We start from the raw sequence: 11,624 nt of genomic DNA, 5'->3' as shown, positions 1-11,624 counted from the left end.
TTCGCCGGCTCCGGCGCCATCCCGAGCGGCCGGGCCAGACCCGCCACCGTCTCGTCCAGGCGCTGGAGGTGGCGCAGCACCCGGTCCGTCACCCGCCCGTAGCGCGGGGTGCGCAGGGTGCCCGGCTCCAGGAGGGACGCGATGCTGGGGCCGGACTCCACGGTGTCCGTGGAGCGGGGATCGCGGACGTGCGCCGCGATCGCGTCGATGTTGTGCACGATCCGCCCGCAGACGGTGCGCAGCCGCGGGTCGGCGGCGATCGACGGGTGCGTCGGCAGCAGTTCGGCGGTGGCCGCCAGCGACCGCCCGTGGTAGGCGCAGGTCTCCAGCAGCGCCACCACGTAGCGGGCCGTGTCGCGGCGGGAGCGCAGCGGGCTGATCGGATGGGTCAGCGGCTGGGTGGCACCCCGCAGGTCGGCCAGCGCCTGGTCCAGTTCGCGGGCCTTCTCCACCAGGTCGGCCGGCGCCCCGCCGCTGAGCTGGTCCACCGCGGCCCGGGTGACGTCCGCCAGCTTGTCGAGGACGCCGGCCAGGAGCTCGTTGGTGCGCCGGTCGGTGTGCACCGGCAGCACCACCGCCGCCGCGAACACCCCGCACGCCGCGCCCAGCGCCGTCTCCTCCACCCGCAGCAGCAGCACCGCCGGGCTGTAGGTGTTCAGCAGCGTGTACAGCAGCCCCAGCATCGCCGTCACGAAGAACGACATCAGCGTGTACGACAGCGGCGCGGTGTAGAACATCGCGAAGATGAACACCAGCACCAGGGCGAACGCCGTCCAGGTGTGGTTGCCCACCAGCCCGGCGAGGCCGATGCCTGCCACGACACCGAACACGGTGCCCAGCAGCCGCCGGTAGCCCTTGACCAGGATCTCGCCGGTGGACGCGGTGTTGATGAACACGATCCAGCAGGTCAGCACCGCCCAGTACCAGCGCTGCGCGGACAGCAGCTCACCGCCGGCGATGGCCAGGGACGAGCCGACGGCCACCTGCACCGCCGCCCGGGTGGTGGGCCGCCGCAGACCGGACGGCTGCGGCTCCGTCGGCTCGGCCTCCTCGCTGCTCTCGATGGCCGCGTTCTCCGCGTCCAGCTCCTCGCGCGAGCGGGCCGTGGCCGGGGAGTCGTCGGACTCGTCCTGCGGCCCGTCGAGGGCGAGGCGCAGGCCCATGACGGCGCGCGCGGCCTCACCGAGACCGCGGAACACGTCCTGCACGGCGGGGGAGGCCTGCGGCAGGTTCTCCTCGTCGCGGTAGCCGAGCAGCCGGTTGCGCACGTGCGCCAGCGCCGTCCCGGACGCCTCGCCCATCGGCCGCAGCACCAGCAGGCGCAGCGCCCCGAGGTCCCGCCGCAGCACGGCCGTCGCCTCGTCCCGTACCGGCAGCTCCCCGCCGGCGGGCAGGACGGCGCCGGGCAGGTGCAAAGTGAGGGTGTCCGTCCGTTCGGCGCTGCGCGCGGTGAGCAGCAGCAGGCCGAGCCGCTCCGCGGCGATCTCGGCGTCCGCGATCCGGCGCTGCACCAGCCGCGCGGTCGCCTCGTCCGCGGTGCCGTCCTCGAGCCGGCCCTGGATCATCAGCGCCGTCTCGTGCAGCCGCGCGGTGCCGGTGCGGACGTCCTCGAGGATCTCGCCCACCCCGTCGGGGCCGGCGTCCAGCAGCTCGATGTGGGTGGCGAGCAGCTGCCCGAGGCGGGCCCGGAACGCCCACCGGAGCCGGTCCAGGGTGCCGGCCGGGGTCTGCGGGAGCAGGACGAAGCGGGCGGTGGCGCTGCACGCGAACGCCACGATGAGCACACCGCACAGGGCGGGCAGCATCGCGGCGGTGGCGTGCACGAACAGCGAAAGGAAGTAGACCTGGAAGCCGATCAGGCCCAGGGCGGTGCCGCGGTCGCCGAACCGGCGGCTGTAGACCGCGCAGAAGATGAGGACGACGAACGACAGGTCGCCCACGACGACCCACTGGTTCAGCACCGCGCTCAGCGACACCGCGGCGAGCGCCACCGGCAGCCCCAGCGCGAGGGTGACGGCCTGCCGCGAGCGCTGCTTCTCCCGGATGGCGAACGTCGCGACCATCGCGGCCATGGAGCCCGCCACCAACTGCGGCACCGGCATCCGCAGCACCGCCAGCACGGCCAGGGTGAGCGCGATGGCGGTGACGGTGCGCAGGCCCGCGGTGAGCCGCAGCAGCCCGGGATCGGACGCCGCCAGCCGGTCCCGCATCCGTGCCCAGCCCGACCGAACCGCTTCCCTCACGCCGCCGCGCTCTCTCCCGTTGCCGAAATACGATCTTCGACCCAGCATGGCACGACGGCCGGTCACCCGGCCGTCGTGCCCCATGGCCGGCGGGGCCGCGTCACATCACAGGCTCCCGGCGGTCCGGCCCTCCACCCGCTCCCGGACCTCTTCCGGCGTCAGATAGGAGTCGGTGTACTCGAAGTCCTTCAGCCGGGCCGGCTTGCGCGCCTGGAAGCCGGTTCGGACGAAATCGTCGCCCGCGACCGCGTTCAGCAGCCAGTTGGTCATCACCCGGGTCTTGGCGACGTTGGTGCGCAGCGCCGACCAGTGGTAGCCGCGGGCCACCACCTGGGCGGGCAGCCCGCGCAGTTCGACGCCCAGCGGCTTGGACACCGCGTCCTTGCCGCCGAGGTCGACGACCAGACCGAGGTCCTTGTGCTCGTACCGCTGCAGGGACTGGCCCCGCAGCGCCGCCATGACGTTGTCGGCGACCTTCTTGCCCTGCCGCATGGCGTGCTGCGCGGTGGGCGGGCAGACCGCGCCGTCGCCCTTGGCCAGGTCCGGCACGGCGGCCGAGTCGCCGAGCGCGAACACCCCGTCGTGGCCCGGCAGGCACAGCTCGGAGGTCACCGCCAGGCGGCCCTTGACGGTCTCCGCGCCCAGCGTGGCGATCAGCGGGCTCGCGACCACGCCGGCCGTCCAGATCAAGGTGTGGGTCGGCACCACCCGGCCGTCGGTGAAGGTGACCTCCTCCGGGCTCGCCTTGGCGATCGACACACCGAGCGACACCTCGATCCCGCGCCGTTTGAGGATCTCCTGCGCGCTGCGGCCGAGCTTGTCGCCCAGCTCCGGCATCAGCTTGGGCGCGATGTCGATCAGGTGCCACTTGATCAGGCCGGGGTCCAGGCGCGGGTAGCGCTGGACGGCCGCGTGCGTGAGCCGCTGCAGACAGGCCGCGGTCTCGGTGCCGGCGTAGCCGCCGCCGACCACCACGAACTGCAGCCGCGCGGCCCGCTCGGCGGGGTCGTCGCTGGCGTCCGCGAGGTCCAACTGGGAGATGACGTGGTCGCGGATGTACGCGGCCTCGGCGAGGGTCTTCATCCCGAAGGCGTGCTCGGTGAGCCCGGGGATGTCGAAGGTGCGGGTCACGCTGCCCGGTGCCAGCACGATGTAGTCGTAGCGCTCGTTGACGATCTTGTCGGTGATGGTGCGGATCACGCACACCTTGGACTTCAGGTCCACACCGATCGCGCCGCCCGGGATGATCCGGGTGCGGTACTTGCGGCTGCGGCGCAGGCTCAGGGCGATCGACTGCGGTGTGAGCACGCCGGAGGCGACCTGGGGCAGCAGGGGGAGGTAGAGCTGGTAGGCGAACGGCGTCACCAGAGTGACGTCGGCCTCGTCCGGGGCGAGTTTCCGCTCCAGGCGGCGGACGCACTCGACTCCTGCGAAGCCTGCACCCACCACCAGGATCCTGGGTCGTGTCACGGTGTCCATCCCTTTCTGCGGCTCCAGGCGGTCCGACTGGACGCCGTTCGCATGCCCCGGATCGCCGCATCGATCCCACCGTGCCCCGTGCCGTCCCCCCGGCCGGACTGCGGCAGGCGGGCGGACGCGTGGGCACCGGCATGCCCGTGTCCAGGACGGAGTAACCCGATCGCCCCCGGCTACACGTGGTGTCACCAGGGCAGGAACACGTGGATGTCCTTCCCGCGGTCGCCGACGACCACGCTGACCTGGGTGCACAGCGTGTGCACGAGGTGCCAGCCGATCCCGCCGCCGCCCGCGTCCGGATGGAACGGCCGCGGCTCGGGCCGGGTGGTGCTGGTGTCGTGCATCGTCACGTGCACACCGTCGAAGGTGCGGCGCATCCGCAGGGCGAAGGGCCCGGGGGCGTACTGGATGGCATTGGCGGCCAGCTCCGTGACGACCAGCAGGATGTCGTCCCAGTACTCCGGCGCGCCCGGCGGCGCGTCGCCGGCCAGCACACACAGGAAGTCCTCCGCGGCCAGCCGCGCGCCCGTGACGTTGCGCAGCTCACCCGGGAAGGAGAACGTACGTTCGTACCTCTCCTCCGAGGGTGAGTCGTCCCAACGCGGCTCCGTCGTCATCTCGCATTCCCCGGCCCCGTCGCCGCGCCGGGGCCGGCGGCCCCTCGCGACCAGGGCGGTCGTCGTTTCTGCTGATCACTTCAAGCTGCGGGTTCCCACAGCCGGGACGGGTAACCGTCCGTAACCTCCTAGCGGAAGACGTTGTCCGGCTCGTCCCAGTCGGCCGGCTCCTCCGGACCCGGCCGCCGGGCCGCGCGGGAACGGGCCTCGTACATCGCGTCGATCTCGGCGGCGTAGTGCCGCACGATCGCGTCCCGGCGCAGCTTCATGGACGGCGTCAGCAGACCGTTGTCCGGGGCGAACGGCTCTTGCAGGACACGGTAGACCCTGATGGACTCCGCGCGGGACACCGCACTGTTGGCCGAGGCCACGGCCCGGGTGATCTCCTCCCTGAGCGCGTTCTCCTCCCGGGTCTCCCGGCCCGGCGACTCGCCCTGCAGCGCCAGGGCGAGCCGCCAGTGCGCGAGGAAGTCCGGGTCCAGGGTGATCAGCGCGCCCACGCAGGGCCGGTCGTCGCCGACCACCACCGCCTGGTGCACCAGCGGGTGCAGGCGCAGCCGCTGCTCCAGCGGCGCCGGCGCCACGCTCTTGCCGCCGCTGGTCACGATGACGTCCTTCTTGCGCCCGGTGATCGTCAGATAGCCCTCGGAGTCCAGGTGCCCGATGTCCCCGGTGGCCAGCCAGCCGCCGCGCACCGCGGCCCGGGTCCGCGCCTCGTCGCTGATGTAGCCCTGGAACACCGACGGGCCGCGCACCAGGATCTCCCCGTCGTCGGCCACCTGGACGTCGGTCCCGGGCAGCGGCCGCCCCACGGTGCCGGACTTCTCCCGGCCCAGCGGCTGCATGGTGATCCCGCCGGAGGTCTCCGTCAGCCCGTAGCCGTCGTGCACGTACAGGCCGATGCCCTCGAAGAACAGGGAGAGCTCCCGGCTGAGCGCGGAGCCGCCCGAGGTGCCCCGCACGACCCGCCCGCCGAGCGCGCCCCGCAGCCTGCGGTACACCGTCCGCTCGTACACCGCGTGCTGGAGCCTGAGGTCGAAGCCCGGGCCCGGACCGAGACCGAGCCTGCGGCGCTCCTCGGCCCCGGCGAAGTCCCGCGCTGTCTGCGCCGCCCGCTCGAACAGCGCCCCCCGGCCCGCCTCCTGAGCCCGGCGCAGGAACGTCTTGTACAGCTTCTCGAACACCGACGGCACGCCGTAGAGGTACGTCGGCCGGAAGGTCTGCAGCGCCGACGCCAGCGCATCCTGGCCCATGTCCGGTTCGTGCCCCATCAGCAGCCCGCCGCGCAGGCACGTCAACATGATCATGATGCCGTACACGTGCGAGAACGGCAGGAAGACCAGCACGGACGGCTGCTCGCCGGGCGGCGCCGCGGTGTGGGCCCAGCCGGCCAGCAGGGTGTCGCAAGGGTAGGCCAGGCTGCGGTGGCTGAGCGCGCAGCCCAGCGGGCGGCCCGAGGTGCCGGAGGTGTAGGCGATCACCGCGGTCGAGTCGGGCAGCACGATCCGGCGCAGCGACTCCACCGTGGTCAGCGGGATCAGCGCGCCCTGCCGGGCGAGCTGCGCCGGCGCGCCCGCGTCCAGTTGCCAGACGTGCTTGAGCCGGGGCAGCAGCGCGCAGACCGTGCCCACGGTCATCGCGCCCTGCTCGTCCTCCACCACCACGGCCACGCAGCCGGCGTCCCGCAGGATCCATTCCACCTGTTCCCGGGAGGACGTCGGGTGGATCGGCACGACCTCCGCGCCGACGGTCCACAGCGCGACGGCGAACAGCGTCCACTCGTAGCGGGTCCGGGCCATCAGGGCCACCCGGTGGCCCGGGGATATCCTCGCGGCGATCAGGCCCTTGGCCAGGTCCACCACCTCGTCCCGCAGCTCCACCGCCGTCACCTCCTCCCAGGCGCCGGACGCCGGGTCCGGGCGGCGGGCGAGGACGGGCAGGGTCGGCATCCGCTCCGCGTTCTCGAAGACGCGGTCCGCGAGGCCGCCGGTCAGGGGCGGAACGGCTGCTGGAGCGAGGGCGACGTCGCGCATGCGCTGCTCCCGGGGTGTACAGAGGGTGACTTCGCCGGTCGGCTCGGTTGCGGCGATGCTCGAATCTAGCCCAGCGAAGCGGTCTCGGTGCCCGGAACAGGTAAGTCGTGATCGGCTGATGATCCGGCCGTGTCCGGGGGACTCGGAGTGCATGACTCACGTGAACCCCGATCCGGAGCCCGAGCGGACCACCGGCCTGGAACCGGGCGGCTCGGTCCCGCCCGGTGAGACGCCGCCCGCCGAGAGCAGCATGCCCGAGGCCGGGCCGCGGCAGCCGCAGGACCGGACCGCCGGCTGGGCCAAGGCGCCACTGACGCTGATCCTGCTCGTGGTCGCCCTGGTGGCGCTGGGCTTCCTGGCGTACGCCCTCGCCCTGATCCTCTAGCCGCCGGCGACGACCGGCTGGGGCGACCGGGCGGCTCGGGCCGGTCAGCCCTGGGTGCGGCGCACGCACTCGGTGACGACGTCGCGGAAGCTGCCGGTGCGCTCCAGCATCCGCCGCTGCTCGTGGGCGCCGTTGCCGCGCCGCAGCAGCCCGGTCACGGCCTCCTCCACGTTCCGGGCGTCGCCGCTCTCGGTGAGCGCGTCCCCGGTGTGGTCCAGCAGCGAGCGCAGGACGGCGGGAGCCGGCCGGGGCCGCATGGTCGCCGGGTCGAGCAGATCCCCGTCCAGGCCCGACCGGGCGGCCTGCCAGGCGGCGAGGCGGAGCACGCTCACACTGTGGTCGGGCGCGGGACGGTCCGCCCGCCAGTCCCGTGCGGCCGTGTCCACCAGGGCCCGGGTCAGTGTGGCGATCAGCGCGGCGGTCTCCGCGCACAGGCACACGTCCGACACCCGGATCTCGACCGTGGGGTAGCGGGCGGACAGGCGCGCGTCGAAGTAGACCATCGCCTCGTCCAGGATGGCGCCGGTGGCCACCATGTCCGCCACCCGCCGGTGGTACCGCTCGGCGGACCCGAACAGCTCGGTCGGCCCGGCCGACGGCCAGCGCCCCCAGACCCGCGTGCGGTAGCTGTCGTAGCCGGTGTCGCGGCCCTGCCAGAAGGGGGAGTTGGCGCTGATCGCGTTGAGGACCGGCAGCCACGGGCGCAGCCGGTCCAGGACCGCCACGCCCTCCTCCTCCGACTCCACTGAAACATGTACATGACAGCCGCAGGCCAGCTGGTCCCGGGTCCCGATGCCGTACCGGTCGGCCAGCCACTGGTAGCGCTCGTTCATGGTGAGGGAGGGGCTGACCGGGAGCGGCGAGGTGGCGAGCGCGGCGACCGCGCAGCCGATCTGCCCCGCGTGCCGGGCGGCCTCCTTGCGGCAGCGCACGATCTCGTCGGCCAGAGCCGCCATGTCCGCCTGCGGATGCGTGGCGAACTCCAGCATCTGCCCGAACAGCTCCTTCTCGAAGACGTCCTGTCCGGGGTCGTCCTGCTCGGCACGCGCGAGCACGGCAGCCGCGAGCGCCTTCGGGTCGCCGCTGTCCGGATCGACGAGGAGGAGCTCCTCCTCCACTCCGACGGTGCGCACTGCTGCCGCCCTTCTCTTCCTGCCCCGCGGGGCAGTCGCGAGTCCGATACGACCCCGACTGCCCCCCGGGCGGCCGCCGACACCTGCCGGGTCAGCGCACCGGCGTGAACCAGACAGTGGCCAGCGGCGGGAGCGTGAGCCGCAGAGATCCGTCCTCGGGCTTCAGCGCCCCGGGCGCGCCGGCCGCGACGCCGCCGCCGCCGTAGCGGACGTCGTCGGTGTTCAGCGCCTCCTCCCAGGCGGGGATCTCCTGCGGGATCCACAGCCGGTAGTCCTGGCGGACGACGGGGGAGAGGTTCGACACCGACAGCAGCGGCGAGCCCGCGCCGTCGTAGCGCAGGAAGGCGAAGACGTTGTCGTCGGCCGCGTCGCCCAGCACCCAGCGGAAGCCGCCCGGATCGGTGTCGCGCTGCCACAGCGCCGGGGTGGCCCGGTAGCACCGGTTCAGGTCCCGGACCAGCTCCCGCACGCCCCGGTGGTCCCCGGCCGCGCAGTACTCCGGGTCCAGCAGCCACCACTCGGGCCCGTGCTCGGCGGACCACTCGCCGCCCTGCGCGAACTCCTGCCCCATGAACAACAGCTGCTTGCCGGGGTGCGCCCACATGTAGGCCAGGTAGGCGCGGTGGTTGGCGCGCCGCTGCCACCAGTCGCCCGGCATCTTGGACACCAGCGCCTGCTTGCCGTGCACGACCTCGTCGTGGGAGATCGGCAGGACGTAGTTCTCGCTGTAGGCGTACACCATCGAGAAGGTCATCTCGTTGTGGTGGTACTTGCGGTGCACCGGCTCCTTCTGGATGTACTCCAGGGAGTCGTGCATCCAGCCCATGTTCCACTTCAGCCCGAAGCCGAGCCCGCCGCCGTCCGTCGGCCGGGTCACGCCGTCCCAGGCGGTGGACTCCTCGGCGATGGTCACCACGCCCGGGCAGCGCCGGTACACGGTGGCGTTCATCTCCTGCAGGAAGGCGACCGCGTCCAGGTCCTCGCGCCCGCCGAAGACGTTCGGCTCCCACTGCCCGGAGTCGCGCGAGTAGTCCAGGTACAGCATCGAGGCGACCGCGTCGACGCGCAGCCCGTCGATGTGGAACTCCTCGCACCAGTACACCGCGTTGGCGACCAGGAAGTTGCGCACCTCGGTGCGCCCGTAGTCGAACTCGTACGTCCCCCAGTCCGGGTGCTCGGCCCGCACGGGGTTCCCGGGCTCGTACAGCGCGTCCCCGTCGAAGCGGGCCAGCGCCCAGTCGTCCTTCGGGAAGTGCGCCGGCACCCAGTCCATGATCACGCCGATCCCGGCCCGGTGGCAGGCGTCGACGAAGAACCGGAAGTCGTCCGGGGAGCCGAGCCCGGGCATCGGCGCGTAGTAGGAGGTGACCTGGTAGCCCCAGGAGCCGCTGAAGGGGTGCGCCGCCACCGGCATCAGCTCCACGTGCGTGAAGCCCATCTCCTTGACGTAGGCGGGCAGCTCCTCGGCGAGCTGCCGGTACGTCAGACCCGGTCGCCAGGAAGGCAGATGGACCTCGTACACCGAGAACGGCGCCTCGTGCACCGGGGTGTCGCCGCGGTGCGCCATCCACTCGGCGTCGCCCCACTCGTAGTGCGAGGCCGTCACGACCGACGCCGTGTCCGGCGGGATCTCCGCGCCCCGCGCCATCGGGTCGGCCTTGAGGAACCGGTGGCCGTACCGGGAGGTGACGTGGAACTTGTACCGGGTGCCCTCGCCGACCCCCGGCAGGAACAGCTCCCAGACGCCGGACGCGCCCAGCGAGCGCATCGGGTACTGCGTGCCGTCCCAGTACGTGAAGTCCCCGGCGACCCCGACCCCTTGGGCGTTCGGCGCCCACACGGTGAAGCGGGTGCCGGTCACGCCCTGGTGGGTCATGACGTGCGCGCCGAGCGCCTGCCACAGCTGCTCGTGCCGGCCCTCGCGGATCAGGTGCAGGTCCAGCTCGCCGAGCGCGGGCAGGAAGCGGTACGGATCCGCCACCTCCTGCTCGCCGTCGTCGTAGCCCAGCAGCAGCGTGTACGCGGGAATCTCCGCGTACGGCAGGACGGCGGCGAACAGCCCGCCGCCCTCGGAGGTGAGCGTGTTGCGCATCCCGTCGACCACCACGCTGACCGAGCGGGCGCCCGGCCGCAGCGCCCGGAACAGGGTCCCTCCCGGGACCGGGTGGGCGCCCAGCAGGGCGTGCGGGTCGTGGTGCGCCCCGCTCAGCAGGCGGCCGCGGTCGGCGTCGGCGAGCGGCGGGGTCACGGGGGAGGCCGGTCCCGCGGACTCGGGACGCGTGGTGTCGCGCAGTGCCATGACCTCAGCCTCCCCACACGGCGAGCCGCTTGATCGCGGCCATGGGAACCGGCAGCCAGTCCGGTCGGTGTCTCGCCTCGTACAGCACCTCGTACACCGCCCTGTCCGTTTCGTGCGCGCGCAGCAGCGCGTGCTTCTTGCGTGGATCCCACCCCGCCCGGGCCGCGTAGCCCGCGCAGAACGCCTCCCGGCAGCGGCGCGCCCACTCCGGCCGCCAGGGGCGGCGCTGACGCGCCGCGTAGTCGAAGGAGCGCAGCATCCCGGCCACGTCCCGCACCGGGGACTGCTCGGTCCGCCGCTCGGCGAGCGGCCGGGACGGTTCGCCCTCGAAGTCGATGACGAACCAGTCCCGCCCGGCCCGCAGCACCTGCCCGAGGTGCAGGTCGCCGTGGATGCGCTGGGCGGGCGGCCCGGTGTCGCACGTGGCCAGCGCGCCGAACGCGGCCCGCAGCCCCGGGACGAAGGGCCGCAGCGCGGGTACCGCGTGCGCGGCGGCGTCCAGCCGCGCCGACATCGCCCCGGCCGTGCGCCCGCTCTCGCCCCGCCCGGCCGGCGGGAAGGCCCCGGCCAGCGCGAGGTGCACCTCGGCCGTGGCCCGGCCCAGCTCCCGGGCCTCGGCGGTGAAGTCGTCGCCCGCTGCGAGCGCCCGCAGGGCGAGTGTCCAGCCGTCGCTGGCGTCGGGCAGGAACGGCTGCAGCACGCCCAGCGTGGCCGGGCGGGGAGCGGTCGTGCTGAACCAGGCCACCGGCGCCGGCACCCGCGCACAGCCCTGCGCGGCGAGCGCGACCGGTACCTCCAGGTCGGGGTTGACGCCCGGCTGGATGCGGCGGAACAGCTTCAGGATGTACGCGTCGCCGTACACGATCGAGGAGTTGGACTGCTCGGCGTCCAGCAACCGCGGCGGGAGCCCGCCCGGCAGGTGGACGGCAGGGTCCGCCTCGAAGCGCAGCGGGCCCGCCGTGCCGGGCTGCCGCAGCCGCTCCAGCAGCAGATGGGCCGAGCGCGGGTCGTGCAGCGCGTCGTACACCGCGTACCCGGCCAGCGGGCCCTGCTCGGCCCGGCCGAGGTACGCCCGCTCCAGGCGCGGGGCCGGCCGCTCGCGCAGGCCGAGCAGCAGCTGGTAGCAGTCGCCGGGCGGGGGAGTGCCGCCCGGCGCGGGCACCGGCACGTGCGCCGCGTGGACCAGCAGGTGCAGACACCCCGGGAACAGCTCGGTCACGGACAGCACCGACAGGTCGGTGACGGGCCGGTCCTTGCCCGCGAACCAGCGCTGCTTCGGCAGCCATTCGCGCAGCAGTCCGCCCAGCGAGGCCAGCGGCCGGTCGACGCCGGCCGCTGTTCTCGGCCGGAGGGTGATGGTCTTCGGCATGGTGACGCGTCCTTTCCTCGGCGCGGTCGCTCAGCGGCGGCGGCCGATGCGGGATGCGACTCGGGTGAG

Annotated in this window: 8 protein-coding genes; 1 reads left to right on the top strand and 7 read right to left on the bottom strand. The window is 73.4% G+C overall.

Going from position 1 to position 11,624, the window contains the following annotated elements; all coding sequences use genetic code 11:
* The 4 genes from AQJ66_RS04305 to AQJ66_RS04290 form a co-directional block, all read right to left on the bottom strand.
* Nucleotides 1–2,210, bottom strand: a 2,210-nt coding sequence (locus AQJ66_RS04305) for an FUSC family protein (protein ID WP_061916798.1), incomplete at its 3' end; no start/stop codon positions are given.
* A gap of 138 nt (nt 2,211–2,348) precedes the next feature.
* Entirely contained in the window at nt 2,349–3,722 is a 1,374-nt protein-coding gene (locus AQJ66_RS04300) for an NAD(P)/FAD-dependent oxidoreductase (RefSeq protein WP_061916795.1), read from the bottom strand.
* 182 nt (nt 3,723–3,904) lie between these two features.
* Nucleotides 3,905–4,336, bottom strand: a complete 432-nt coding sequence (locus AQJ66_RS04295) for an ATP-binding protein (RefSeq protein ID WP_061916792.1) — start codon at nt 4,334–4,336, stop codon at nt 3,905–3,907.
* A 128-nt stretch (nt 4,337–4,464) separates the two neighbouring features.
* Entirely contained in the window at nt 4,465–6,369 is a 1,905-nt protein-coding gene (locus tag AQJ66_RS04290; RefSeq protein ID WP_061916789.1) for an AMP-dependent synthetase/ligase, read from the bottom strand.
* 151 nt (nt 6,370–6,520) lie between these two features.
* Here AQJ66_RS04290 and AQJ66_RS04285 point away from each other — a divergent pair, with 151 nt between their 5' ends.
* Complete coding sequence (locus AQJ66_RS04285; protein ID WP_061916787.1) at nt 6,521–6,754, top strand: DUF6480 family protein; 234 nt, start codon at nt 6,521–6,523, stop codon at nt 6,752–6,754.
* A gap of 44 nt (nt 6,755–6,798) precedes the next feature.
* On the opposite strand, the gene AQJ66_RS04280 is transcribed toward AQJ66_RS04285, so the two are convergent.
* The 3 genes from AQJ66_RS04280 to AQJ66_RS04270 all read right to left on the bottom strand — a co-directional run bounded on the left by AQJ66_RS04280 (nt 6,799) and on the right by AQJ66_RS04270 (nt 11,555).
* Nucleotides 6,799–7,887 (bottom strand): glutamate--cysteine ligase 2, encoded by a 1,089-nt coding sequence (locus tag AQJ66_RS04280; RefSeq protein ID WP_061916783.1) that lies wholly within the window; start codon nt 7,885–7,887, stop codon nt 6,799–6,801.
* A gap of 91 nt (nt 7,888–7,978) precedes the next feature.
* Nucleotides 7,979–10,186 (bottom strand): 1,4-alpha-glucan branching enzyme, encoded by a 2,208-nt coding sequence (gene glgB / locus AQJ66_RS04275; protein ID WP_061916780.1) that lies wholly within the window; start codon nt 10,184–10,186, stop codon nt 7,979–7,981.
* Between the two features lie 4 nt (nt 10,187–10,190).
* Nucleotides 10,191–11,555 (bottom strand): maltokinase N-terminal cap-like domain-containing protein, encoded by a 1,365-nt coding sequence (locus AQJ66_RS04270; RefSeq protein ID WP_061916776.1) that lies wholly within the window; start codon nt 11,553–11,555, stop codon nt 10,191–10,193.
* Nucleotides 11,556–11,624: the final 69 nt, after the last annotated feature.

Source organism: Streptomyces bungoensis, assembly GCF_001514215.1.
Lineage (GTDB): Bacteria > Actinomycetota > Actinomycetes > Streptomycetales > Streptomycetaceae > Streptomyces > Streptomyces bungoensis.
This window is presented reverse-complemented; position numbering and strand designations above follow the sequence as displayed.